The organism is Kitasatospora azatica KCTC 9699 (assembly GCF_000744785.1).
Taxonomy (GTDB): domain Bacteria; phylum Actinomycetota; class Actinomycetes; order Streptomycetales; family Streptomycetaceae; genus Kitasatospora; species Kitasatospora azatica.
Genome location: NZ_JQMO01000003.1, coordinates 4,102,464 through 4,126,814, shown reverse-complemented (window position 1 = coordinate 4,126,814; position 24,351 = coordinate 4,102,464). Strand labels below are relative to the sequence as shown.

At 72.8% G+C, this 24,351-nt stretch carries 19 protein-coding genes and 3 tRNA genes; 4 read left to right on the top strand and 18 right to left on the bottom strand.

Annotated features, from left to right (window positions below; translation table 11 throughout):
• Positions 1-24: 24 nt before the first annotated feature.
• From BR98_RS28980 to BR98_RS28950, 7 genes are all read right to left on the bottom strand, one after another.
• Complete coding sequence (locus tag BR98_RS28980; protein WP_035849257.1) at positions 25-2,553, bottom strand: ComEC/Rec2 family competence protein; 2,529 nt, start codon at positions 2,551-2,553, stop codon at positions 25-27.
• Positions 2,554-2,625: 72 nt separating this feature from the next.
• Positions 2,626-3,033 (bottom strand): ComEA family DNA-binding protein, encoded by a 408-nt coding sequence (locus BR98_RS41630; RefSeq protein WP_232247657.1) that lies wholly within the window; start codon positions 3,031-3,033, stop codon positions 2,626-2,628.
• Positions 3,034-3,723: 690 nt separating this feature from the next.
• Positions 3,724-4,575, bottom strand: a complete 852-nt coding sequence (locus tag BR98_RS28970) for a DegV family protein (RefSeq protein WP_035849255.1) — start codon at positions 4,573-4,575, stop codon at positions 3,724-3,726.
• A gap of 112 nt (positions 4,576-4,687) precedes the next feature.
• A complete protein-coding gene (locus BR98_RS28965; protein WP_035849253.1) occupies positions 4,688-5,446 on the bottom strand; it encodes a hypothetical protein in 759 nt (252 codons plus the stop codon).
• 266 nt (positions 5,447-5,712) lie between these two features.
• Positions 5,713-8,604 (bottom strand): leucine--tRNA ligase, encoded by a 2,892-nt coding sequence (gene leuS / locus BR98_RS28960; protein WP_035849251.1) that lies wholly within the window; start codon positions 8,602-8,604, stop codon positions 5,713-5,715.
• Positions 8,605-8,885: 281 nt separating this feature from the next.
• On the bottom strand, positions 8,886-9,875 hold the full coding sequence (galE, locus tag BR98_RS28955; RefSeq protein WP_035849249.1) for a UDP-glucose 4-epimerase GalE: 990 nt from the start codon (positions 9,873-9,875) through the stop codon (positions 8,886-8,888).
• Positions 9,876-9,934: 59 nt separating this feature from the next.
• The gene (locus BR98_RS28950) at positions 9,935-11,239 is read right to left on the bottom strand and encodes a hypothetical protein (RefSeq protein ID WP_035849246.1); all 1,305 of its coding nucleotides are present in this window, start codon (positions 11,237-11,239) and stop codon (positions 9,935-9,937) included.
• A 190-nt stretch (positions 11,240-11,429) separates the two neighbouring features.
• Between BR98_RS28950 and BR98_RS28945 the strand changes: the two genes are divergently transcribed.
• Positions 11,430-12,710, top strand: a complete 1,281-nt coding sequence (locus tag BR98_RS28945; protein WP_198042302.1) for an MFS transporter — start codon at positions 11,430-11,432, stop codon at positions 12,708-12,710.
• An 80-nt stretch (positions 12,711-12,790) separates the two neighbouring features.
• Here the strand turns inward: BR98_RS28945 and BR98_RS28940 are convergent.
• Positions 12,791-12,863: transfer RNA gene (locus BR98_RS28940), tRNA-Ala, on the bottom strand.
• A 146-nt stretch (positions 12,864-13,009) separates the two neighbouring features.
• On the bottom strand, positions 13,010-14,461 hold the full coding sequence (locus BR98_RS28935; protein WP_083977092.1) for an MFS transporter: 1,452 nt from the start codon (positions 14,459-14,461) through the stop codon (positions 13,010-13,012).
• A 101-nt stretch (positions 14,462-14,562) separates the two neighbouring features.
• On the opposite strand from BR98_RS28935, the gene BR98_RS28930 reads away from it, so the two are divergent.
• Positions 14,563-15,468, top strand: coding sequence for a helix-turn-helix transcriptional regulator (locus tag BR98_RS28930; protein WP_051970312.1), 906 nt, complete (start codon positions 14,563-14,565; stop codon positions 15,466-15,468).
• A gap of 90 nt (positions 15,469-15,558) precedes the next feature.
• On the opposite strand, the gene BR98_RS28925 is transcribed toward BR98_RS28930, so the two are convergent.
• From BR98_RS28925 to BR98_RS40560, 8 genes are all read right to left on the bottom strand, one after another.
• A tRNA-Ala gene (locus BR98_RS28925) sits at positions 15,559-15,631 on the bottom strand.
• Between the two features lie 37 nt (positions 15,632-15,668).
• A tRNA-Ala gene (locus BR98_RS28920) sits at positions 15,669-15,741 on the bottom strand.
• Between the two features lie 112 nt (positions 15,742-15,853).
• The gene (locus BR98_RS28915) at positions 15,854-16,501 is read right to left on the bottom strand and encodes a histidine phosphatase family protein (RefSeq protein ID WP_035849244.1); all 648 of its coding nucleotides are present in this window, start codon (positions 16,499-16,501) and stop codon (positions 15,854-15,856) included.
• Complete coding sequence (rsfS, locus tag BR98_RS28910) at positions 16,498-16,941, bottom strand: ribosome silencing factor (RefSeq protein ID WP_035854247.1); 444 nt, start codon at positions 16,939-16,941, stop codon at positions 16,498-16,500. The genes BR98_RS28915 and rsfS overlap by 4 nt, the downstream gene beginning before the upstream one ends.
• Before the next feature lie 78 nt (positions 16,942-17,019).
• Positions 17,020-18,855 carry a LytR C-terminal domain-containing protein gene (locus tag BR98_RS28905; protein WP_051970310.1) on the bottom strand — a complete coding sequence of 612 codons (1,836 nt, stop codon included), beginning with the start codon at positions 18,853-18,855 and terminating at the stop codon, positions 17,020-17,022.
• A 32-nt stretch (positions 18,856-18,887) separates the two neighbouring features.
• On the bottom strand, positions 18,888-19,496 hold the full coding sequence (gene nadD / locus BR98_RS28900) for a nicotinate-nucleotide adenylyltransferase (RefSeq protein WP_035849242.1): 609 nt from the start codon (positions 19,494-19,496) through the stop codon (positions 18,888-18,890).
• A 103-nt stretch (positions 19,497-19,599) separates the two neighbouring features.
• Positions 19,600-19,746, bottom strand: coding sequence for a hypothetical protein (locus tag BR98_RS40565; protein ID WP_198042301.1), 147 nt, complete (start codon positions 19,744-19,746; stop codon positions 19,600-19,602).
• Between the two features lie 141 nt (positions 19,747-19,887).
• A complete protein-coding gene (locus tag BR98_RS40560) occupies positions 19,888-20,034 on the bottom strand; it encodes a hypothetical protein (protein WP_198042300.1) in 147 nt (48 codons plus the stop codon).
• A gap of 194 nt (positions 20,035-20,228) precedes the next feature.
• Between BR98_RS40560 and BR98_RS28890 the strand changes: the two genes are divergently transcribed.
• On the top strand, positions 20,229-21,281 hold the full coding sequence (locus BR98_RS28890) for a M48 family metallopeptidase (protein ID WP_051970305.1): 1,053 nt from the start codon (positions 20,229-20,231) through the stop codon (positions 21,279-21,281).
• A 127-nt stretch (positions 21,282-21,408) separates the two neighbouring features.
• Positions 21,409-22,893: a sensor histidine kinase gene (locus BR98_RS28885; RefSeq protein ID WP_035854243.1), complete on the top strand. Its 1,485-nt coding sequence runs from the start codon at positions 21,409-21,411 to the stop codon at positions 22,891-22,893.
• 33 nt (positions 22,894-22,926) lie between these two features.
• Here BR98_RS28885 and BR98_RS28880 read toward each other — a convergent pair whose 3' ends face one another.
• Positions 22,927-24,255: a DUF2079 domain-containing protein gene (locus BR98_RS28880; protein WP_035849237.1), complete on the bottom strand. Its 1,329-nt coding sequence runs from the start codon at positions 24,253-24,255 to the stop codon at positions 22,927-22,929.
• Positions 24,256-24,351: the final 96 nt, after the last annotated feature.

The following is a 24,351-nucleotide window of genomic DNA, read 5'->3' as shown; positions in this document are numbered from 1 at the left end:
TCCACCGACCGGTGGGCAGGGTTGTCAACGACCCTCCGAGTCCCGTCGTGTGAGGGCGTGCAGGGTGGCCGGGGTGTCGCCGAGGATGGCGATGTCCCCGGACTGGTCGGTGCGCAGGACGGTGGTACCGAGGGCGCGGAGGTGGTCGACCGTGCGGGGGGACGGGTGACCGTAGGAGTTGTCGGCTCCCACCGAGATCAGCGCGAGGCGGGGGCGCAGGGCCTGGGTGAGGGTCCAGTCCTGGTTGGCGGAGCCGTGGTGGGCGACCTTGAGCACGTCGACCCGGCCGGGGTGGCCATGGGCCAACAGTTCGGCCTGGGCCGGGGGTTCGAGATCACCGAGCAGCGCGAAGCGCAGGGTGCCGGCGGTGACCAGCAGGGAGAGGCTGGCGTTGTTCGGGCCCGGGGTGTCGGGTCCGAGCGGACCGGCGGGCCACAGGACGTCCCAGGAGAGGTCCGGGGCTGCCGTGCGGTGTTCTCGCGGAGCCGCGCGCAGCAGCGGGATGTGGGCGGCGGCGGCCCAGCCGGTGACCTTGGCCGACTCGCCGGGCGGGGAGTTCAGGGTGGTGGTCTCTATGGCGCCGACGGTGCGATGGCGCAGGACACCGGGGACGCCCTCGATGTGGTCCGCGTGGAAGTGGGTGAGGAGCAGCAGCGCGACGCGGGTGATGCCGAGGTCTCGCAGGCAGGCGTCTGCGGCGGCCGGGTCCGGGCCGGCGTCGACCACGACTGCGGTGTCGGGGGCGTTCGGCACCGGCAGGGCGAGGAGGTCGCCCTGGCCGACGGAGCACATGACCAGCCTGGCACCCAAAGGCGGCCAACCGGTGGCGATGCGGACCACGCCAGGTGGGCGAAGGAGCAGCAGGAGGAGCGTGAGGGCCAGCAGAGCCGCGAGGACGAAGCGGGCCCGCGAGCGCCGGGATGTCGGCAATTGATCAACCGTCAGGTCAGATGGCTTCGCAGCTAGGAAAAGGGGAGCCGCGCAGCAGGCCGCGAGGATGCCCGCAGCCAGCATGACGCTGCCCAACCATCCTGGCGTCCAGGCGAGTTCGGCTCCCGGTAGCGCGGCGCCGGAGCGGGCCACCTTGGCGAGCCACTCGGTCGGCAGTGCGGCCAGGCCGGCCACGAAGCGGGCGAGCGACGCCGAGAGCGGGGCCACGGCGAGAGTGGCGAAGCCGAGCAACGTCGCAGGGGCAACCGCGAGTTCGGCAAGCAGGTTGCAGGGAACGCCGACCAGGCTGACGCGTGGTGCGAGCAGCACGGTGGCCGGGGTGCAGAGTGCCTGCGCGGCTGCGGCACCCGCCAGGGCGTCGGCCAGGTGGTGCGGCCAGCCGCGCTCGCGCAGTGCCTTCGACCAGCGACGGCCCAGGGTGAGCAGACCGGCGGTGGCGAGGACGGAGAGCAGGAAGCCGTAGGAGCGGGCCAGGAACGGGTCGAGCAGCAACAGAGCGAGTACCCCGGCCGCGAGCGCGGAGAAGGCGTGTCGAGGTCGGCCGGATGCGAGGGCGAGGAGGCTGAGCAGGCCGGTTGCGGCTGCGCGCAGCACGCTCGGGTCGGGCCGACAGAGCGTCACAAAGGCCAGGGTGAGGGCGGCGCCGAGGAGCGCGGCGAGCCGGAGCGGGACGCCGAGGAGGGCGGCGAGCCCGCCGCGTTCGGCCGAGCCGGCCAGCGCCGGGGCGCCGAGCAGGACGGCCAGCACGATCGAGAGGTTCGCGCCGCTGACTGCGGTGAGGTGGACGAGGTCGGTGGCGTGGAAGGCCTCCTCGAGGTCTTCGGGCATGGCGGAGGTGTCCCCGACGACCAGGCCCGGCAGCAGCGCCCGGGCGTCCGGCGAGAGCCCCGCGCAGGCCCGGCGGAGACCCGCACGCAGCCGCCCGGCGAGACGCTGGGCCCAGCTGGGCGGGGCGAGTTGGCGTGGTGCGCCCTGGGCGAGCAGGACGGCACCGGTGTCCGCGCTGTCGGCGCGAGCGGGTAGCACCTGCACCTGGGCCGTGACGCGGGTGGAGGGGAGCATCGGTTGCCAGGCCGGGACGTCGCGCTCCTGGACGATGACCGTGACCGGCGTGTGGGTGCGGATCGCGGTACGGGCAGGGGCGGTTACCCGGTCGGCGGTGGCGTCGAGGGTGAGCAGGGGGTGGCCCGGGTTGGAGCCGCGGGAGTGGGAGGTGCGGGTGTGCGGATCGCCGGTGATGGTGAGGTCGACGGTGACGATGGTCGCACCAGCGGAGTCGGTGGCGGGGTGGGCGAGGGCGGGGAGCGGGCCTCGGTGGAGGTCGGCGGTGTGGAGGACCGTGCAGGTGCTCGCGGCTGCGAGGGTGAGGAGGGTGGCGGCGAGGAGGGTGAGGCCGTGTCGGGAGTGGCGCTGGTTGGCGAGGAGGAGAGCACCAGCGGTGAGGGCGGCGGCCGTGGCGGCGAGGAGGACGACTGGGGTGTGGCGGGGAGCGAGGTCGAGGAGCAGGGCGGTGGTGCACCAGGCGCCGAGGGTGGGGAGCAGGAGTCGCAGGTCGGGGGTGGTAGGGGTGGCATCGGCGCGGTGTGGCTGCGGCGTCGGCATACGTGGGCCTGAGGGCGAGGTCAGCGGGGTCAGGAAGGCTGCGGAGCAGGACGGTCAGCGGGGTCAGGACGGTCAGAGGGTCAGCAGCGGCTTGAGCTCGGAGTACTTTCGGTCGCCGATACCGGAGATCTGCCGGAGTTGCTCGAGCGAGTGGAACAGCCCGTGCTGGGTGCGGAAATCGAGGATGTGGCGGGCCAGCACGGGTCCGATTCCGGGGAGCGCGTCGAGCTGGTCGAGGGTCGCGTGGTTGATGCTCACGGGACCGCGCGGGGTCGGCGCGGCCGAGCCGCCGGCCGGCGGGGCGGGGGCACCGACCAGGACCTGTTCGCCGTCGACCAGGACCCGGGCGAGGTTGAGTCCGTCGGTGTCGACGCCGGCTTGGGTGCCACCGGCGGCTCGCAGGGCATCGGCGACGCGTGACCCGGCGGGAAGTGTGAGCAGGCCGGGGTGGGCGACCCGGCCGGCGACGTCCACCACCACCGGGGGCAGGGCGGGGCTGGGGTCAGGGGCGGGTTCCGGGACGGATTCGGCGGCGTCGGAGACGGCGCGGGATCGATCCGGCAGGAGTGCCGGCGACGGGGCTGCTCGGCTCGCGGGTCTGGCGGAGGCGACCGGGACGGCGACCGGCTGCGGGCGCCCGAGCCAGAAGTGCTGGATCCCGTAGGCGACAGCCAGGACGAGCAGGACGGCGAGACCGAGTACGGCCTTGCGGTCGGCCCAGAGGAAGGGGTGGAGGGCACGCGGAAGGCGGAGCCGGCGCCTCCCGGGCTCGGCGCGAGGCGGCAGGGACGGGGACGGGAGTGGAGGCGGGAGCGGGGACGGGGAAGGAGTGGGTTGCGGGCTCGGGGAGGGCCGACGCCTCCTGACCTGCGGCCCGTAACCGTAGGGCCAGTCCTCAGGGAGGCTGGTGGGTTCAGGAGCTGACGAAGACTCAGGCTCGGCCGACTCGGGCTCGGCCGACTCGGGCTCGGCCGCCGGCGGAAACAGGGACGACGCCCGCGACCGCACCGTCGCCGCCGAAGCGCGACGCCGGGCCGTGGGCGGAAGCAGCGTGTGCAGACCGTTCATGGACCCGAAGGTACGCAGCGCCCCGAACCCGCAACAGGAGAAGCCCACCACCTGTGGACAACCCGGCCCCTGTGGACAACCGAGTGGACCCCTGAGTCGGCGTCAGGAGGACACCGGCGACACCACCACCGCCAGCAGCCCTGGTCCCACATGTGCCCCGATCACCGCCCCCACCTCCCCCACGTACAGCTCCCGCAGCCCGGGGACCCGCTCCCGCAGCCGCTCCGCCAGGGGCTCCGCGCGGTCCGCGGCGGCCAGGTGATGCACCGTGATGTCCACCGCCTGCTCCCCCGCCTGCTCGACCGCGATCTCCTCCAGTCGCGCGATCGCCCGCGAGGCCGTCCGTACCTTCTCCAGCGGCTCGATCCGCCCGCCGTCCAGGTGGAGCAGCGGCTTGACCGCCAGCGCCGATCCGAGCAGCGCGCGAGCCGTCCCGATCCGCCCGCCCCGGCGCAGGTGCTCCAGGGTGTCCACGTAGAAGAACCCGCGGGTCACCGCCGCCCGCCGTTCGGCGGCCGCCGCGACCTCGTCCAGGTCCAGCCCGGCGTCGCGCGCCTCGACGGCGGCCAGGACGGGGTAGCCGAGCGCCATCCCGACCAGGCGGCTGTCCACCACCCGCACCGGGATCCCGACCTCGGCCGCCGCCAGCCGGGCAGCCTCGCCGGTACCGGAGAGCTCGGCGGAGATGTGGATCGAGACCACGCCGGTCGCGCCCGCCTCGGCGGCGGCCCGGTAGGCGGCGGCGAAGGTCTCGGGGTTGGGCCGGGAGGTGGTCAGCCGCTGCTTGGCGCGCAGCGCCTCGGCGACGTCCTTGGGGGTGATCTCCATACCGTCGGTCAGCACCTCGTCGCCGACCACCACGCTCAGCGGCACCACGGAGATCCGGTGTCGGTCGACGGCATCCTGGGGCAGATAGGCCGTGGAGTCGGTGACGATGGCGAGCTGGGCGAGCATGAGCCGGAGGTTACTCCTCCCGAGGTCACAGGGCACATCCGCCCGGCCTCAGACCGCCGAGGCCTGGCCTCGGACCACCCGGTCCCGGCCTCAGATCCCCGCGACCGCAGCCTCAGCCGGCCGAGGACCCCGGGCTCGGCTTGCGCAGTCGCTCGGCGAAGCGGCCGAGCCCGAGCCCGAGCAGCTCCTCCGCACTCACTCGACCCGCCCCCGAAGCCAACCCCGCCCGCGCCGCACCCGCAGCCCCAGCAGTCCCCGAAATCCCAGCAGCCCCCGCAGTCCCAGACCCAGCAGCCCCAGCCCCAGAAGGCGCAGCCGAATCCCAGTGCCGCAGCGCCCCCGCCTCGCTCTCGCACTCCTCGCTCAGCCGGCTCAGCTCGTCCTCCGCGAACCGGTGCATCCGGTCCTGTGCCGCCCAGCGCAGCGACTCCGCGGAGTGCGTGATCCGCTCGGCCCGCTCACGCAGCTCGGGCAGCTTGGCGGCGACCCGGGACGGCTCCGGCTCGCGCTCCAGCATCCGCAACTCGCCGTCCAGCTCGGCGGCGTGCGCGTCGAGCCGGGTGAGCAGGGCGAGCGAGTCGGCGAGCTGGCCGTCGGTGGGCAGACCGCGCTCCAGCACCTCGCGGGTGCCGGTCAGCGCGCTGCGCAGCGAGAGCCGGACGGCGGCGAGTTCGCCCTGCGGTCCGGGCTTGGTGAAGGTCCTGGCCTTCAGCGTGACGTTCTCCACCGCCCGGCGGGCCTGCGCCTCGGTCCGCTCGACCTTGGCCGCCACCGCACGGGTGGCCTTGACGGCGCCCACCACCAGCATCGTCACGACGGCGATCCCGAACAGCGACAGCAGGACTCCGAGTGCACCGATTGCGTCGAACATCAGCTTGCCGCCTTTCACCGAACCCGGGCTCCGTATCGTTTCCACCGTAGCCCTCGCCCGCTCGAACAAGCGGGCAGTCAAGGGCAATCGAGGGGTCGGATCAGGGCCTGCTCAGGGATGACCCTGAGACCGATCACCCTGCGGCGCAGCTGGTACACGCCGGCTGGTGCACGCCGGTTGGTGCACGCCGGCGCAAAGCAGTCGGCGCAAAACAGTCGGCGACCCGGCTGCAGAACGCAACCGGGTCGCCGACAGACCGGACGGCATCAGCCGGTGACGATGTTCACCAGCTTCGGCGCCCGCGCGATCACCTTGCGCACCGGGGCACCGGCGATCGCCGCGACCACCGCCGGGTCGGCCAGCGCCAGCGTCTCCAGCTCGGCGTCGGAGATGGTCGGCGGCACCTCCAGGCGCGCCTTGACCTTGCCCTTGACCTGGACCACGCAGGTCACCGACTCGTCCACCACCAGCGCCGGGTCCGCGACCGGGTAGTCGGCGAAGGCCAGCGAGTCGCCGTGGCCCAGTCGGCGCCACAGCTCCTCGGCGATGTGCGGGGCCAGCGGGGCGACCAGCAGCACCAGCTGCTCGGCCACGTCGCGCGGCGTGGAACCGCGCTTGACCAGGTAGTTGTTCAGCTCGATCGCCTTGGCCACGGCGGTGTTGAAGCGCAGCCCGGCCATGTCGCCGCGGATGCCGTCGATCGCCTTGTGCAGCGCCCGCAGGGTCGGCTCGTCGGCCGGCTCCTCGGTCACCACCAGCTCGCCGGTCTCCTCCGAGACGACGTTGCGCCACAGCCGCTGCAGGAAGCGGTAGGAGCCGACCACGGCGCGCGGGTCCCAGGGGCGGGAGACGTCCAGCGGGCCCATCGACATCTCGTACAGGCGCAGCGTGTCGGCGCCGTACTCCTCGCAGATGGTGTCGGGGGCCACCGCGTTCTTCAGCGACTTGCCCATCTTGCCGGCCTCGCGGGTGACCGCCTCGCCCTGCCAGAAGTAGCCGCCGTCGCGCTCCTCGATCTCGGCCGCGGGGACCGGGAAGCCGCGGTCGTCGCGGTAGACGTCGGCGGTGATCATGCCCTGGTTGAACAGCTTGTGGAACGGCTCGACCGAGGAGACGTGGCCCAGGTCGTGCAGCACCTTGTGCCAGAACCGGGCGTACAGCAGGTGCAGCACGGCGTGTTCGGCGCCGCCGACGTACAGGTCGACGCCGCCGGCCGGCTTCTGCTCGGTCGGGCCCATCCAGTACGCCTCGTTGGCCGGGTCCACCACGGCCGACGCGTTGACCGGGTCGACGTAGCGCAGCTCGTACCAGCAGGAGCCGGCCCAGTTGGGCATGGTGTTGGTCTCGCGGCGGTAGCGCTTGACGCCGTCGCCCAGGTCCAGCTCGACGTTGACCCAGGCCTCGTTGCGCGACAGCGGGGTCTTCGGGGTGCTGGCGGCGTCGTTCGGGTCGTAGGTGTGCGGCGAGTAGTCGTCCACCTGGGGGACCTCGACCGGCAGCATCGACTCGGGCAGCGCGTGCATCGCGCCGTCCTCGTCGTAGACGATCGGGAACGGCTCGCCCCAGTACCGCTGGCGGCTGAACAGCCAGTCGCGCAGGCGGAAGTTGACGGTGCCCTCGCCGATCCCGCGCCCGGTCAGCCACTCGGTGACCGCGGCCTTGGCCTCGGTCACCCGCAGGCCGTCCAGCGACACTCCACCGTCGGCGGAGTCGGCGGAGTTGACGATCACCGAGTCGTAGGTGTCGAAGGCGTCGTCCCACTCGTGCGGGTCGCTGGAGCGCCCGTCGGTGGGCTCGACCACGCACAGCATCGGCAGGCTGAAGGCGCGGGCGAAGGCGAAGTCGCGGTGGTCGTGGGCCGGCACGGCCATGATCGCGCCGGTGCCGTAGCCCATCAGCACGTAGTCGGCGATGAAGACCGGGACCGGCTTTCCGGTGACCGGGTTGGTCGCGTAGGCGCCGGTGAAGACGCCGGTCTTGACCTTGGCGTCCATCTGGCGCTCGACGTCCGACTTCGCGGCGGCGGCGGCACGGTAGGCGGCGACCGCCTCGGCCGGGGTGTGCGCGCCGTTCTTCCAGTCGTTGTGGGTCTCGGCCGGCCAGGCGGCCGGGACGATCGAGTCGACCAGCTCGTGCTCGGGCGCCAGCACCATGTAGGTGGCACCGAACAGGGTGTCGGGGCGGGTGGTGAAGACGGTGATCGCCTCGCCGCCGGCCACCGGGAAGTCGACCCGGGCGCCCTCGGAGCGGCCGATCCAGTTGCGCTGCTGCAGCTTGATCGCCTCGGGCCAGTCCAGCTGGTCCAGGTCGCTGATCAGGCGGTCGCCGTAGGCGGTGATCCGCATCATCCACTGGCGCAGCTTGGACTTGAAGACCGGGAAGTTGCCGCGCTCGGACCGGCCGTCGGCGGTGACCTCCTCGTTGGCCAGCACGGTGCCCAGGCCGGGGCACCAGTTGACCGGCACCTCCTTGGAGTACGCCAGCCGGTACTCGCCCAGCACCTCGTCCCGCTCCAGGCCGGACAGCTCGGACCAGGCGCGGCCGTCGGGGGTCGGGCGCGAGCCGTCGGCGAACCCGGCGACCAGCTCGGCGATCGGGCGGGCGGCGTTGGCGGCCGGGTCGTACCAGGAGTTGAAGATCTGCAGGAAGATCCACTGGGTCCAGCGGTAGTACTCCGGGTCGATGGTGGAGATCGACCGGCGGGAGTCGTGGCCCAGGCCCAGCCGGCGCAGCTGGCTGCGCATGTTGGCGATGGCCGCCTCGGTGGAGACCCGCGGGTGCACGCCGGTGGCCACCGCGTGCTGCTCGGCGGGCAGGCCGAAGGCGTCGTAGCCCAGCGTGTGCAGCACGTTGTGGCCGGTCATCCGCTGGTAGCGGGCGTAGACGTCGGTGGCGATGTACCCCAGCGGGTGGCCGACGTGCAGGCCGGCGCCGGAGGGGTAGGGGAACATGTCCATGATGAAGCTGTGCGGCCGGGCGGCGACCGCACCTGCGCTTGGGTCGGCCAGCGGACCGGCGGGGTTGGGGGCGTTGAAGGTGCCCTCCTTCTCCCAGGTGTCCTGCCAGCGGGACTCGATGTCGGCGGCCAGGGAGGCTGTGTAGCGGAACGGCTCGGTGGTGGACTCGGCCGCGCCGGAAGCAGGGGTCGTCTCGCTCATGGTCCTTCGAAGCTCCATCGTGTCAGGTTGCGAATCGTCAGCTGGTCGGCCGGACAAGGGGCCTGAGACCCGACGAGCAGTCGGTCGGCGACTGGTCCGGGAAACAAAAAAGCCCCTCGCAGGAGGGGACGCCACGCTGACTCCGGCATGCCCGCTGGGCTCGGCCGGTGCTGGTCAGCGCGGCCGGCTAAGGAGCAGGCGCACGGTTCGCATGGGCTCAGGGTACCGCAGGCGACTGCGGGGCGTGGCGACTGTCCGCCGCACGCCCCGCATTCGGCCGGTCAGCTCAGCCGGGTGTCGCGGACCTCGGCCCAGCGCAGCGAGTCGCGGATGCCGTCGGCGATGCTGTGCTTCGGCTCCCAGTCGAGCAGGCGCTTGGCCCGGTCGCTGCGGGTGTAGGCGCCGGCCACGTCACCCGGGCGCAGCGCCGCCTCGGTGACCGGGACCGGCTCGCTGACCACGCTGTTGAAGGCCTCGACCAGCTCGCGCACGGTGGTGCCGGTGCCGGTGCCCAGGTTGATCACCGAGGAGCGCTTGCCGTCCAGCGCCTGGTCGAACCGGGCCAGCGCGGCGACGTGCGCGGTGGCCAGGTCCCAGACGTGCACGTAGTCGCGGATGCCCGAACCGTCCCGGGTCGGCCAGTCGACACCGGTGATGGTGAACGGCACCCCCTCCTCGTGCGCCTCGATCAGCTTGCCGAGCGCGTGGCTGGGCCAGCGCAGCTGCAGGCCGGTGCGCAGCTCGGGGTCGGCGCCGATCGGGTTGAAGTAGCGCAGCGACAGGACCCGGATCGGCTGGGTGGCGGCGATGTCGGCGAACATGCCCTCGCAGACGGCCTTGGTGCGCGCGTACGGGCTCTGCGGGTCGAGGCCGGACTGCTCGTCCACGCTGAAGTCCTCGCCGGCCCGGTAGATCGAGGCCGAGGAGGAGAAGATCATCTTCTCGCAGCCGTTGCGCAGCAGGTGGCTGACGAAGTCCAGGCTCTTGGCGACGTTCGCCCGGTAGTAGCCGACCGGGTCGGCCACCGACTCGGGCACCACGATCAGCGCGGCGCAGTGCACCACCGCCTCGATCTCCGGGTGCTCGGCGAATATCCGGTCCACCAGCTCGCCGTCGGCGATGTCACCCTCGTAGAAGGCCCGTCCCTCGGTGAACTCCCGACGCCCCGTCACCAGGTTGTCCAGGATCACGGGCGTGCGGCCGGCCTCCAGGCAGGCCGAGGCGACGGTGCTGCCGATGTAGCCGGCGCCGCCGGAAATCAGAACCTTCATGAGGTGGAGTGAGCCTTTCGGTGCGTCCGTTGTGCCGCCGGAAGCGTAACGCTTCGGTCTCAGTCGTCGGCGCGGGAGGCCGCGTCGAACTCGCGCAGCACCCGGGCCACCAGGCCGGACTGCATGCCGGCGGCCAGCGTACGGGCCCGGTCGGCGGTCTCGGCGGCGCGGGCCGCGTCACCGGTGCGACGGTAGGAGTCGGCGAGCCGGACCAGCAGCAGCGCCCGGGCCCGGGCGGCGGTCAGGCCCTCGACCGCCTCGATCAGCAGCGGGCGGGCCCGCTCGTGGTCGTCCAGGAACAGGTACGCGCCGCCGACCAGGCCCGCCAGCTCGGCCTGCGCGGGGCCGGCGGGCTCGGTCCGCTCGGCCTCCCCCGCCAGCGCGGCGAAGGCCTGCTCGGCGGCCGCCTCGGCCTCGGCCCGGTGGCCGTTGCGGCCGTGCGCCAGGGCGAGCCGGCCCAGCTGACGGGCCCGCTGGCGCGGGCTCAGCCCGTCGCCGACCGCGCTCAGCGCGGTGCTCAGCAGCTCGGCCGGGTCCATGCCGCGCCCGGCCCCGTGGTGGGTGAGCTGGACGGCCAGGCTGCCGACCACGCTCACCGCCAGGTTGGGCTCCCCCGCCACATGGGCGGCCCGCAGCGCCGCGACGTACGCCCGCTGGGCGGCGGCCTCCTGACCGAGGTCCGCGCCGGCCCAGCCGACCAGCCGCGCCAGCCGCCCGGCCACCCCGTACAGCTCGCGCCCCAGCCGCTCCTCCTCGGCGTACCCGCCGAGTTCCAGCAGCTTGCCGACCATCGCCAGCTCCGCCCGCGCCGGCTCCAGCACCAGGCCGCCACCGCAGGCCCGGGCCAGGCCGCGCTTGCCCAGGCAGCTGCGCCGCAGGTCGGTCAGCTGCTCCTCGGTCACCGGGAGCGCACCCGTGCCGCCGGTGACGGGCGGCGGCGGGGCCGACCACTGCTGGGCGGCCCTGGCCAGCTCGTCGCCGCGGAACAGGTCGGTCAACCGCACCGGCGCGACCTGCAGCCCGGCCTCGCGCAGCGCGATCTGCGCGGTGTCGGCGGTCCACGGGTCGGTCAGCAGCCGGGCCGAGAGCACCTTGGCGCCGCGGTGGCTGCCCATCCGGCCCCAGAGCTGCTCGTAGGTGACGGCGATCCCGACCGCCCGGCTGAGCACCTCGCAGACCGCCTGGTCGTGCGGGGCACGTGGCACCATGCCGCGGTCGCGCCACTTGTAGGGGGCGGTCTGACTGATCGCCAGCCCCGGCGGCAGCACCAGGTTGACCTCGCGAGCCAGCCGCTCCGGGCTCCAGGCGAGCTGATGCAGTATCCGGGCGAGCTCTTCGTTGCGGATTCGCGCGAGATCGGCCATGGCCCGACGGTAGCGGCCCGCCGCCGGTCATGGGCCCCCTGAGGGCAAAGTCACTGCGGGTAGTCGACAGGGCCGAACGGTCCAGCGGTTTCACCAGGTCTGGCGCGGTAACCGACGTTCCACGTAACCCGATGTGGTCACTCAGCGTAGGACAGCCCGCAATCCCCACTTTCCGGAAGCGGTGACCGTCGTGCGTCCAACAGCCCTGCTCTCCCGTCCCGGCCCCGCACCCGCGGCGCCACCGGTCGCCCGTCGCCGGCGGCGGATCGGCCGTCGCCGGGGCCTGGTGGCCGCCGCCGTCGTACTGAACCAGCTGGCCTACGGATCGGTGTACTCCTGGAGCATCCTGTCGGCCGGACTGCAGGCACCCGGCAGCAGCTTCGCGCTCGGCCGGGACGAGGCCGGGCTGCCGTTCGCCGCCGCGCACGCGCTGGTCTTCCTCGGCACCGTGCTCGGCGGCCTGCTGATGAGCCGGCGGCCCCCGCGCGGCATCGCCGTACTGGCCGGGCTGCTCTACGCGGGCGGGTTCCTGATCGCCGGCTGCGCGCAGGGCCGCGGCGACTTCTGGCTGGTGCTGCTCGGCTACGGCGTGGTCAGCGGGGTCGGCCTGGGCCTGGGCTACATCGTGCCGACCACCATGCTGCAGCGCTGGTTCCCCGGACACCGGGCGCTGGCGGCGGGGGTGGCCACCGGCGGCTTCGGGCTCGGCTCGGTGCTCAGCGCGCCGCTGATGCGGCTGCTGGTGGCGCACTTCGCGGCCAATCCGGCCCGGGTGCTGCTGGTGCTCGGCGGGCTCTTCCTGGTCACCACGCTGACCGGCGCCGCGTTCTTCCGCGACCCGCCGCGCCCGGTGGCGCTGCCCACCCAGGGCGCGCCCCGCGGCTACCGGCCGGCCCAGGCCCTGCGCACCCGGCAGTGGTACCTGCTGACCCTGATCCTCTTCTTCAACACCGCCGCCGGGATCAGCATGCTCTCGGTGGTGGCCCCGGCGGCCGGCAGCCTGACCGGGCTGAGCCCGACCCTGGCGGCGGCGCTGACCGGCGCGCTCGGGGTGTTCAACACGGTGGGCCGCCCGCTCTGGGGCTGGCTGTCCGGGCGGACCGGGCTGATGAACGCCTTCGTGATGATGCTCGCCTCGCAGGGGCTCTGCCTGATGGCGCTCTCCCAGGTGACCTCCCCCGCGCTGTTCTTCCCGCTGGCGGCGCTGGTCTGCCTGTCCTTCGGCGGCGGCTTCGCCACCATGCCCGCGGTGGCCTCGGAGTTCTTCGGCCTGGCGCACGCCGGCGCGGTGTACGGGCTGATGCTGATCGGTTGGAGCCTGGCGGGGATCGCCGGGCCGCTGCTGGTCGCCCAGCTGGCGGCGCGGGCCTCGTACGGGACGGCCTTCCTGGCCCTGGGCGCGGTCACCGTGCTGGCGGCGACGCTGCCGCGGCTGATCTCGGCGCCCCGGGCACCCAGGACGGCCGTCTGACGCCCGGTCAACGCCGAAGGGAAGGGCCGCTCAACGCCGAAGGGCCGCCTCCCTGGTGGGAGGCGGCCCTTCGGATTCTGTGGAGCTACGGGGAATTGAACCCCGGACCTCTTGCATGCCATGCAAGCGCTCTACCAACTGAGCTACAGCCCCGCAATGCACCTTGTGCATTATTTTGCCGCCCGTGGTTTCCCGTGGCGACATGTCTTACTTTACACGGTCTGCCGGGTGCTTCACGAATCCGTTTCCCGGTGCCGCCCTGTTCGGGCGGCACCGGGCCGGGACGGACCGTGCCGGACTCAGAGCGAGCGGCGGGTGCGGTGGGTGAAGAAGGCGGCCAGCGTGGCGCCCGCCACCATGCAGAACGAGGTGATCTCCAGCGCGTGTCCGGAGGCGGCGGCGGTCGGCAGGTTCACCGCGCCGAGGAAGACGGTGCCGAGCAGCGCCACCCCGACCACGTGCCCGAGCTGGATCGTGGTCACCAGCACCCCGCTGGCGTCGGAGGCGTCGGCGGGCGCCACCTTGTTCAGCGCCCGGGCGAACAGCGGGCTGTACGCGCAGCCGGAGGCCGCCCCGAGCACCATCAGCACCAGCTCGGCGGCGACGCCCACCGACCCGCCGGAGCGCAGCAGCTGTCCGAGCGCCACATAGCCGGCGGTCACCACCGCCAGCGCCAGCACCGGCAGCGAACGGTGCAGCCGCCGGGGCAGGTGCTGCCAGTACAGCCCGGAGACGCCGAAGCCGATCGCCATCGGGACGAACAGCAGCCCCGCCTGCAGCGGCTTGTTGCCGAGCCCGGCCTGCAGGTGCAGCGCGAAGGCGAAGAGGAAGCCGGAGAAGTTGACCATCACCAGGAAGAGCGCCGCGACGGCGGGCAGCAGGCCCGGCGAGCGCAGCACCCGCTGGTGGATCAGCGGCTGGCCGCCGCGGGCCGCGATCCGGTGCTCCACCCAGCCGAAGAAGGCGAAGGCCGCCACCGAGCCGGCCAGCATCACCCAGCCCCAGACCGGCCAGCCGAGCTCGTGGCCGAGCACCAGCGGTACCACCAGCAGTCCGATCGCCACCGCCAGCACCACCAGGCCGATCAGGTCGAAGCGGCGCTCCTTGTCCACCGTGGTGCTGGGCAGCAGTCGGTGCCCGGCGACCAGCAGCAGCACCCCGATCGGCACGTTGACCAGGAAGACCGGGCGCCAGCCGGTGCCGAACAGGTCGGCGCTGACCAGCAGTCCGCCGAGCACCTGGCCGACCACCGAGGCACCGGCCAGCACCGCGGTGTAGATGCCGAGCGCCCGGGCCCGGGCCGGGCCGGTGAAGGTCTCCTGGATCAGGCTCATCACCTGAGGCACCATCAGCGCGGCGCCCATGCCCTGGAGCAGTCGAAAGCCGATCAGACCGGCCGTGTCCTGGGCGAGTCCGCAGGCCAGCGAGGCGACGGTGAAGACCACCAGGCCGAGTTGGAAGAGCGAGCGGTGGCCGAACCGGGCACCGAGCCGGGCACCGGTGATCAGCAGCACGGCGTAGGCGATGGTGTAGCCGGCGATCACCATCTGCAGGGCGGCGCCGGAGGCGTGCAGGTCGACCCGGATGGTCGGGGCGGCGACATTGACGATGGCCACGTCCAGCACGGCCATGAACTGGCCGGTGAGGATCAGGGCGAGCAGCAGGCCCGGACGGGTCGTCCGGCGCGGGCCGCCCACCTGGGCGGCGGAGGTGGCGGCCGCGTTCGGCCGCCGGATCTGAAGGTCCGTCATGGATCCAGCGTGCGCCCCTACTGATACTGGTGGTTAGAGCCTGCTGATCCTGGTACTGGCACTACCTGTCACTGCGCCGGGCACTACGTCAGGATAGGGGCATGACCGTGCTCGAGCACCGAACCAGCACCGCTGCCAAGGAGCCCGCCAAGCAGCGCCGGACCGAGCTGGCCGCCTTCCTCAAGGCCTGCCGGGCCCGGGTCGCCCCGCAGGACGTCGGCCTGCCGCCCGGCCTGCGCCGCCGCACCCCGGGCCTGCGCCGCGAGGAGGTGGCGCAGCTCGCCGGGGTCGGGGTCACCTGGTACACCTGGCTGGAACAGGGCCGGCCGATCAACGCCAGCGAGCAGGTGATGGGCGCCGTGGCCCGCGCCCTGCTGCTGGACGAGGTCGAGCGGGTGCACCTGTTCCGGCTGGCCGGCCTGGCCACCCCCGAGGCGGAGGCGTCCCTGTGCCCCACCGTGGACCCGGTGCTGCAGGTGGTGCTGGACGGTCTGACCCCGATGCCGGCCGCGATCAGCAACCGCCGGTTCGACGTGCTGGCCTACAACACCGCCTACGACGCGCTCTTTCCCGGCGCCACCCGCACCACGACCCCCAACGGCCGCCGCAACTCGATGTGGTGCGCCTTCACCGTGCCGGACTGCTGCAACCCCTTCCTCAACCGGGAGGAGGAGCTGCCCCGGATGGTGGGCGTGATGCGGGCCGCCTACGCCTCGCACGTGGGCGAGCCGGCCTGGGAGGACTGGGTGCGCGAGCTGTCGGCGGCCAGCCCCCGGTTCCGTGAACTGTGGGCGGGCCAGCAGGTGGCGCCCACGGTGACCACGCTCAAGGTGTTCCGGCACGCGGGAGTCGGCGTGATCCGGGTCCAGGCGGCCTACCTGACGGTGCCCGGCGCGCCCGAGCTCTACCTGGTCGTCTACACCCCGGAGGCCGAGCAGGACCGGGCGAAGCTGGAGTGGGTGACCGCGCATCCCGACGCCCCGGTGTCCGACCACGTCCACGGCTGAGCCGACCGCTACGGCTGCCACGGCCGCCACGGCTGCGCCACAACGCCGAAGGACCGCCTCCCGACTGGGAGACGGCCCTTCGACTCGTTGTGGAGCTACGGGGAATTGAACCCCGGACCTCTTGCATGCCATGCAAGCGCTCTACCAACTGAGCTACAGCCCCGCGACACGCGTGATCCTGACGGACCGCTGGTGCGGAGTGGAGCTACGGGGAATTGAACCCCGGACCTCTTGCATGCCATGCAAGCGCTCTACCAACTGAGCTACAGCCCCGCACTCCCAGGTTTCCCGCTGCCCGGTGGGCGACGTTCTCTCCTGCGAACGAGGAAGACTCTAGCTGGTCAGGCCCGGAATGACGAAATCCCGGGGAAACGCGGGGTCGGTCTCAGGTGTCGTCGCCGATCACCGGCTCCGGCAGGGTTCCCGCGTTGTGCTCCAGCAGTCGCCAGCCGCGCGCGCCCCGGCCGAGCACCGACCAGCAGCAGTTCGACAGGCCGCCGAAGCACTCCCACAGGCTCGGGTCCAGGCCGAGCAGCCGGCCGAGCATGGTGCGGATCGTGCCGCCGTGGCTGACCACCACCAGGGTGCCGTCCTCGGGCAGCTTCTCGAAGGCCTCGAGCACCACCGGGACGGAGCGGTCGGCCACCTCGGAGGTCAGCTCACCGCCTCCGCGACGCACCGGCTCGCCCCGGCCGAAGGCCGCGTACTCCTCGGGGAAGCGGGCCTTGATCTCGGCGTGGGTCAGGCCCTGCCAACTGCCCGCGTAGGTCTCCCGCAGGCCCTCGTGGTGCTGCACCTCGAGGCCGGTGAGCTGGGCCAGCTCGGCGGCGGTGTCGGCGGCCCGCTGCAGGTCGGAGGAGATCAGCAGGTCCGGGCGCAGGCCGGCGAGCAGCCGGGCGGCCCGCTTGGCCTGGCCGAGGCCGGTCTCGGTCAGCGGGATGTCGGTGCTGCCCTGGAACCGGGACTCGAGGTTCCAGGAGGTCTGGCCGTGCCGCCAGAAGACGATCCGCGGTCCCCCCGCGCGGCTGGTCAGCTGAAGTCCTGGATGAAGCCGACGGCGTTGCCGGCCTCGTCGGTGGCGGCGTCCTCGGGGCGGTTGCGGGTGGCCAGCGCGTCGGCGGGCAGCGGCAGCTCCGGGCAGTCCTTCCAGAGCCGGTCCAGCGAGTAGAAGGAGCGCTCCTCGGAGTGCTGGACGTGCACCACGATGTCCAGGTAGTCGAGCAGGATCCAGCGGCCCTCGCGCTCGCCCTCGCGGCGCACCGGCTTGACGTCCAGCTGCTCGCGCAGCTTGTCCTCGATCTCCTCGGCGATCGCCTTGACCTGGCGGTCGTTGGCCGCGGAGGCGATCAGGAAGGCGTCGGTGATCGACAGGACGTCGCTGACGTCGAAGGCGATCACGTTGTGCGCGAGCTTGTCGGCCGCCGCCTGGGCGGCGACGGTGATCAGTTCCTGCGAGCGTTCGGTTGCGGTCACGGTGTTCTTCCGGCTTGGTGACATGAATTTCCTCATCCAGGATCTCACGCCACCGCGACCGGCCCGGCCGGAGTCGGGCTACTGCTGCGGTTTGGGCGCCTGGTAGTCCTTGCCGAGCAGCAGGACCAGGTCGGCGGTCTGCGCGTCCGGGACCTTCTTCACCGAGGTCGCCGGCAGGCCCAGGCTGGCGGCCAGCGCCTTGGCGGCGTCGGCGCGTCCGTCGTCGAAGTAACGGATCTCACTGGTGGCCTGCGGGGTGGCCTTGCCGCCGCCCGGGACGAAGTTCAGGCCGCCGTTGATCACCTGGACCTGGGCCGCCTGGGCCGCCGCGTCACTGCCGCTGGCGTCCACGATGCTGACCCGGGCGGGCAGGCTGGTGGCGGCCGCGGTGTGCACGGTGCCGCCGAGCACGTCCTTGACCAGCGGGCCCGCCTTGGCCTCGTCCAGCGTGCCGTCCGGCCGGACCGGCAGCGCCGTGGTGGTCAGCCGGCCGGCTCCGGCCTGGCCGCCGAGCTGGACCAGCAGACCGGCCAGCGCCTTCTCGGGCAGCGAGGGGTCGAGCACCGCGCCCATCCGGTGCACGTCGTCGGTGGCGTCGTTGAGCGAGCCGGGCATGGTGCGGATCACCGCGGCCAGCACCTGGCCGAACCGGGCCAGCTGCGCGTCCCGGCTCTCGCCGGGGCCCTGGTAGGTGGCGTAGGCCACCGCCCCGTCCCCGCTCACCATCCGCTTGGCACCCTTCTCCACCAGCACCTTGCCGTCCGCGGCGGTGATCTGGGTGTCGGTGTCCATGGTCACGCCGCCCAGCTGGGCGACCAGCAGCTTGAGGTAGGGGGTGTCCAGGCGCCAGGTGCCGGTCACCGGGGCGCCGAGCAGGGTGTTGAGCGCGGCACGGGTGGAGGCCGGGCCCAGCGAGTCCATCGCGCCGCTCAGCGGGGTGGTCGACGAGTCGCCGGACGAGGGCAGCAGCAGGCCGTCCGGCAGCAGCAGGATCGAGGCCTTGTTCCCGGAGGCGTCGTTGACCAGCAGCGCCGAGCTCACCTTGCCCTGCAGGTCGCGCAGGTGGACCACCACGACGCTGCGGCCGCCGGCCGCCGCGGCGGCGGACTGCCCGTTGCCGAGCGCGCCGGTGTACCAGAGGTAGCCGGTCGCACCGCCGGCCAGCAGGGCCAGCGCGACCGCGCCGCCGATCAGCCGGTTCTTCAGCCGGCGGCGGCGCTCGGCCCGCAGCTCGGTGCGGGACTCGGCGAACTTCAGCCAGTCGATGACGTCCTCGGACTCCTCGGCCGGCTCGTCGACGAAGGTGAACTCGCCCGTCTGGTACGGGTCCTGGTCGCCCTCCTGGGCGGCGGGCCGGGCGGCGGCGCGGCGGCCGCCGACCTGCTCGGAGTGCTCGGCGGGCGCGGGGACTGTGGCAGCTGCGGCCGCGGCGGGCGCGGGACGGGGGCGCGGCGGGACGGGACGCGGCGGCGCGGCGGCCGGCGCGGCAGGAGCGGCCGGGGGAGCCGGAGCGGCCGGGGGTGCGGCCTGGTAGGGCTGCTGCTCGTAGCCGGTCTCGTACGGCTGCTGCTGGTAGGGCTGCTGGTAGCCCTGGGGGTAGGCCGGCTGCTGGTAGACCGACTCCTGGTACGGCTGCTGGTAGCCCTGCTGCTGCCCGTACGGCTGCTGGCCGGCTTCGTGCTGCTCGTAGCCGTGCTGCTGGTACCCCTGCGGCTGGTAGCCCTGCTGCTCGTAGCCGTACTGCTGCTCGTACGGCTGCTGCTCGTACGGCTCGGCGTAGCCCTGCGGCGGGTACGCCTGGTACGGCTGCTGCTCGTAGCCGTTCTCGTACGGCTGCTGCTGGTAGGCGTGCGGGTAGTGCCCGGTGGACCAGTCGCCGTCCTCGGGCCCAGTACGGTCTGCCGTTCCGGTCACGCCGTCCCTCCAGGTATTCCGTTCGAGCCGGCTCAGCCGGCGTCCTGGTAGAGCGCCCGCTTGTCGATGTAGCGCACCACGCCGTCCGGGACCAGGTACCAGACCGGCTCGCCCTTGGCGACCCGCAGCCGGCAGTCCGTGGAGGAGATGGCCAGCGCCGGTACCTCGACCAGCGAGACTCCGCCGGCCGGCAGCCCGGCGTCGGTCAGAGTGTGCCCCGGCCGGGTGCAGCCGATGAAGTGGGCGAGCGCGAAGAGCTCCTCGACGTCACGCCAGGAGAGGATCTGGGCGAGCGCGTCCGCGCCGGTGATGAAGAAGAGGTCGGCGTCCGGGTGCTCGGCTCGCAGGTCGCGCAGCGTGTCCACGGTGTAGGTGGGGCCGGTGCGGTCGATGTCGATCCGGCTGACCGAGAACTGCGGGTTCTCCGCGGTGGCGATCACCGTCATGAGGTAGCGGTCCTCCGCGGTGGAGACCACCCGGCCGGTCTTCTGCCAGGGCTGCCCGGTCGGCACGAAGACGACCTCGTCCAGATGGAAGGCGCTGGCCACTTCGGAGGCGGCCACCAGGTGGCCGTGGTGGATCGGGTCGAAGGTGCCGCCCATCACACCGAGCCGCTTGCGTCCCTTCGTGCTCTCTCCCATGGCGCCACACCCTAGCCGACGTGCGGATCGGGTCGACATCGAAGGGAGCGTCCCGTGGCCACGGGGCGCTCCCTCAGCAGTCTGCCCGGTCGGCCCGGTCGGCTCAGCGGTCCCGGTTGAAACGGGTGGTCAGGAAGAGCAGCAGCAGCAGGATGAAGAGCGCGCTGCCACCGGTCAGCAGCGGGTTGAGGCTCTCGTGGTTGCTTCCCTCGGCCAGGGTGGTCAGGGCGGGCAGGGTGCTGGAAGTCATGATCGGCAGGGCCTTCTCGACTCGGTGGGTGCCAGGAGGCGGGTCCCGGCGACCGGGTCGGCCCGCGCGCTCATCGTACGGGGCCCGGTCGTGCAACCGCGCGGCGGCTCCCCGCGTCTGACTACAGGTGAGGCAGGCCGGTCAGTTGTTGCGCCCGGCGCGCAGCAGCACCCAGGCCAGCAGGCCGACGCCGACGATCGAGCCGATCACGATCAGGCGCAGGAAGAGGCCCGGGCCGCTCTCGTTGGAGACGGGTCCGGCCAGGTTCACCAAGGCGGCGTGGGACATCGGCTGGGCTCCTCGTGCAAGGTGGTGACTCGGGGATACCAGCTTAGGCCGGGTCATACCGGACGGTTCGCACCGCCCCTGGCCCGCCGTACGCTGTGGCCGGGGACGAGTGCGCACGAGCAGGCGTTGAAGAGTCGAGCAGCGGGGGCCGGCGAAGGGCCGGGACCGGCGTCGAGCAGGAGGTACTCAGCACCATGACCGATTCGAATCAGGCTGCCGGCACGCCCAGCCGGCGCCGGCAGCGGTTCCCCGGGATCTCCAGCCGCGCCTGGGAGCACCCGGCCGACCGCTCGGCGCTGGTCGCGCTGCGCAAGCTGACCGGCTTCGACGACATCCTGAAGAAGCTGGCCGGCCTGGTCTCCGAGCGCAGCGTGCGGCTGATGTTCCTGGCCACCGCGGTGAAGGCCTCCGAGCGCCAGTACCCCGAGATCTACAACATGGTCCGGGACGCGGCCTACGTCCTCGACCTGGAGAAGGTCCCGGACCTGTATGTGACGCAGGATCCGAACGTCAACGCGATGTGCATCGGCATGGACGCCCCGGTGATCGTGGTGACCACCGGCCTGGTCGAGCTGATGGACGAGGAGGAGCTGCGGGCCGTGATCGGCCACGAGGTCGGGCACGCGATGTCCGGCCACGCGGTCTACCGGACGATGCTGCTGATCCTCACCAACCTGGCCACCCGGGTCGGCTGGATCCCGCTCGGCAACCTGGCGATCATGGCGCTGGTCACCGCGCTCAAGGAGTGGTTCCGCAAGGCCGAGCTCTCCTGCGACCGGGCCGGTCTGCTGGCCGGTCAGGACCCGCAGGCCTCGATGCGCGGCCTGATGAAGCTGGCCGGCGGCCACAACCTGGGCGAGATGAACGTGGACGCGTTCCTCGAGCAGGCCGCCGAGTACGACAAGGCCGGCGACCTGCGCGACAGCGTGCTGAAGCTGCTTCAGGTGCTGCCGCAGACCCACCCGTTCGCGGTGGTCCGGGTGGCCAAGCTCAAGCAGTGGTCGGAGAGCGAGGAGTACCGCTCGATCCTGGCCGGCGCCTACCCGCGCCGCGAGGACGACCCCGACGCCACCGTCTCCGAGCAGTGGCGCGCGGCCGCCGACTCCTACGGCAAGTCGATCAAGGAGAGCAAGGACCCGCTCTTCAGTCTGCTGCGCGACATCGCGGACGGCGCGGGCTCGGTCGGCGGCAAGCTGCGGGACACCTTCAACGGCGCCAAGAGCGGCGCGAAGTCCGAGGCGGAATAGAAACGTCGAAACAGGTTCGCCGAAACGCCGGGTATTTCCGTTCTGAAGAATTTTCAGGAAGGAAGTATCCGGCGTTTTCCGGGCACCCGGCCGACGGGCTGTCAGCAATTTTCCTATGCTGATCGCCATGCAGCTCTGGCACCGGATATCCGTGCGGACCCGCGCCGCGATCGGCGCGGCGCTGGCCGCCGCGCTCGCCTTCGGCCTGGCCGCCGTCTGGGTGGGCCAGGCGGCCTACGACCAGTGGCTGCCGACCGCCCGGGCCAACGCGTTGCACGACGCCACCGCGCTGGACGAGGTCGCGACGACCCCGCTCGCCCCCGCGGACTACCGGCAGTCCGCCTACGTGCTGGTGCTGGCGGACGGCTCCTGGGCGCAGCACGACCGGATCAGCGGGCGCACCACCGGCTTCCTGCCCCCGCTGCCGCAAACCAGCCCGGGGGGCTTCTCGGACACCGTCACACTCCGGCTGCCGGCCGACGTGGGCTACCAGGTCTCGACCCCGGTCGGGCCGAACCCGACGGACCGCACCGTCACCTTCGTCCGCAGGATCGGTGGGATGGCCCTGAGCAGCGCCCAGCTGAACGAGCTGACCGGCCGTCCGGAGCTGTTCGCCGGGCCCGGGAGCAGCTCCGGCGGTCGCACCGACCTGCCGGCCCAGCGGATCACCACGTTCGTCCTGGTCAACACCGTCGAGGCGCACCTCGCCCAGGACCGGGTCAGCCGGCTGCTCGGCTGGTACCTCGCGCCCGCCGCCTGCCTGTTCGTCGCCGCCATGGCCTGGCTGGTCACCGGGCTGGCGCTGCGCCCGGTGGAGGGGATCCGGCGCGGCATGGCACGGATCGGCAACGGGGCCTTCCACGAGCGCGTCCCGGTGCCGCCGGCCCGGGACGGCATCGCCAGGCTGGCCGAGACCACCAACGCCACCCTGGAACGGCTGGAGCGCGCACTGGACGAGCAGCGCCGTCTGGTCGCGGACGCCTCGCACGAGCTGCGCAGCCCGCTCGCCGCGCTGCGCAGCGCCCTGGAGGTGCCGCTGACGCACCCGCAGGACGTCGCCTGGCCCAGCGTGGTGGAGAGCGCCCTGACCGACACCGAGCGGCTGCAGGACCTGGCCGACGACCTGCTGCTGCTGGCCCGTACCGACCAGGACCGCGGCGTCGAGGTCGGCGGCGTCGAGCTGCACGACCTGGTCGCGGAGCAGCTCGCCGAGCGTGCGCTCACCGATCCGGGGCTGCTCTTCCGCTCCTCGGCGCAGGAGGCCACCGTGCGCGGGCGCGAGCTGCTGATCGGCCGGGTCCTGCGCAACCTGCTGGACAACGCAGCGCGGCATGCCGCCGCCGAGGTGACGGTCACTCTGGAGGCCGCCGAGGGCTGGGCGGTGCTGACCGTGGCCGACGACGGTCCCGGGATCCCCGCCGCCGACCGGGACCGGGTCTTCGACCGCTTCGTCCGACTCGACACCGACCGCAACCGCCGCGCCGGCGGCGCCGGGCTCGGGTTGGCCCTGGTGCGCACCATCGCCCGCTCGCTGGGCGGCGCGGCGACGGCCGAGGAGCCGCCGGACGGGCGCGGTGCGCGCCTGGTGGTGCGGCTGCCCCTGGTCGGCTGACCGGGCCGGCCGACCCGCTCGACCGACGGACCGTCAGCCGGCCCGCCAGTGGTAGACCGTGACGCCGCCGCCGACCGCCACCACGCGGTAGCCGGCCTGCGGCAGCCCGTCCTGGGCGGCCCGCTGCTGGTCCGTCGGCACCGGGAAGCCATCCGGGTCGTCCAGCACCGCCACCCACTCGGCGACCGGCCGCCAACTCGGGCCGGCCGCGCCGGGGGCGGTCAGGAAGGGGAAGAGCGAGACGGTGCACCGGTTGGTCAGCTGCGGCGCCAGCCGGTTGGCGGCCGCGACGCTCGCCCCGTCCGGTATCACCGCCAGGGTCTGCCGGGCGACCGCCAGCTGCGGGCCCGGCGGGCTCAGGCAGGGCAGCGGCGCCCAGGCGAGTGCGAGCAGCAGCGCCGCGGCCGGTGCCCGACGGCTCAGCCACCGCCGGTCGCGGAGCCGGTGCAGCCCGTCCACCAGGGCGACGAAGAGCACCGGCATCAGTACCGCGTTGTAGTGGTGGGTGGGCTCCCAGTAGGTCTCGGACGGGGACCAGAAGCGCGCGGCCAGTGGCAGCACCGCGAGCAGGCTCAGCGGGGAGCGCAGGGCCAGGAACAGGGTGGGCGCCAGCAGCAGCGCGACGGTCTGCCACTTGAGGCCGGGCAGCAGCAGCCGGCCGAGCGGGTTCTCGCCGTGCCAGGCGCCGTTCGCGCCGTAGCTGTACTCCCCGCCCGGGTTCAGCGCCGGCACCAGCACCAGCACGGTCAGCGCGGTGGCCGCCACCGCGAGCAGGACGGTGGCCGCGCCGAGCCGGCGCTGCCCCCGCCAGCACAGGTATACCCCGATCCCGGCCAGCAGCAGCCCCTGGTCCTCCTTCACCAGCAGCAGCGGCACCGCCCAGCTGACCGCCGTCCGGTACCGCTCACGGGCCAGCGCCACCGTCGCGCAGGCGGCCAGCGGGACGGCCAGCGCCACCTCGTGGAAGTCGAACCGGTCGGCCGTCCACAGCCCCCAGGAGAGCCCGTAGGCCAGCCCGATCGCCACTCCCCGGCCGCGCCCCAGCCGTTGCACCGCCAGCCCGGTGACCGGCCCGCAGGACAGGGCCAGCAGCAGCGCCTGGACCACCAGCAGGGTGGCGGCCCCCGGGAAGAGCCGGTACACCGGCGCCAGCACGGCGAGCAGCGGACTGAAGTGGTCGCCCAGCAGGTCGAACCCGGTGGCCTTGAGGGTGGCCACCGGCGCCCCGAGTCCGGCGTAGCCGCGCACCGCCTGCTCGAAGATGCCCAGGTCGAAGCCGGTGGTCTCCATCCGCCACTGCCGGGGCAGCGAGAGCGCCAGGTCGAACAGCGCGGCCGGGAGAACCGGCAGCCAGGAAAACACGGAATTCGGGATGTCGAAGCGTCGGCTATTCACCTCGGCGACGCTAGGAAAATCTCCCTGAAGGGATTCTGAACGAACCTGAAAATCCGTTCAGCA

Excerpts from the sequence above, each read along its gene's own strand:
- BR98_RS28885 (WP_035854243.1), top strand. The coding sequence starts at position 21,409 with ATGCAGCTCTGGCACCGGATATCCGTGCGGACCCGCGCCGCGATCGGC.
- BR98_RS28890 (WP_051970305.1), top strand. The coding sequence starts at position 20,229 with ATGACCGATTCGAATCAGGCTGCCGGCACGCCCAGCCGGCGCCGGCAG.
- nadD (WP_035849242.1), bottom strand. The coding sequence starts at position 19,496 with ATGGGAGAGAGCACGAAGGGACGCAAGCGGCTCGGTGTGATGGGCGGC.
- BR98_RS28930 (WP_051970312.1), top strand. The coding sequence starts at position 14,563 with ATGACCGTGCTCGAGCACCGAACCAGCACCGCTGCCAAGGAGCCCGCC.
- galE (WP_035849249.1), bottom strand. The coding sequence starts at position 9,875 with ATGAAGGTTCTGATTTCCGGCGGCGCCGGCTACATCGGCAGCACCGTC.
- BR98_RS28935 (WP_083977092.1), bottom strand. The coding sequence starts at position 14,461 with ATGACGGACCTTCAGATCCGGCGGCCGAACGCGGCCGCCACCTCCGCC.
- BR98_RS28980 (WP_035849257.1), bottom strand. The coding sequence starts at position 2,553 with ATGCCGACGCCGCAGCCACACCGCGCCGATGCCACCCCTACCACCCCC.
- BR98_RS28965 (WP_035849253.1), bottom strand. The coding sequence starts at position 5,446 with ATGTTCGACGCAATCGGTGCACTCGGAGTCCTGCTGTCGCTGTTCGGG.
- BR98_RS28950 (WP_035849246.1), bottom strand. The coding sequence starts at position 11,239 with ATGGCCGATCTCGCGCGAATCCGCAACGAAGAGCTCGCCCGGATACTG.
- BR98_RS40560 (WP_198042300.1), bottom strand. The coding sequence starts at position 20,034 with ATGTCCCACGCCGCCTTGGTGAACCTGGCCGGACCCGTCTCCAACGAG.
- leuS (WP_035849251.1), bottom strand. The coding sequence starts at position 8,604 with ATGAGCGAGACGACCCCTGCTTCCGGCGCGGCCGAGTCCACCACCGAG.
- BR98_RS28970 (WP_035849255.1), bottom strand. The coding sequence starts at position 4,575 with ATGCTCGCCCAGCTCGCCATCGTCACCGACTCCACGGCCTATCTGCCC.
- BR98_RS40565 (WP_198042301.1), bottom strand. The coding sequence starts at position 19,746 with ATGACTTCCAGCACCCTGCCCGCCCTGACCACCCTGGCCGAGGGAAGC.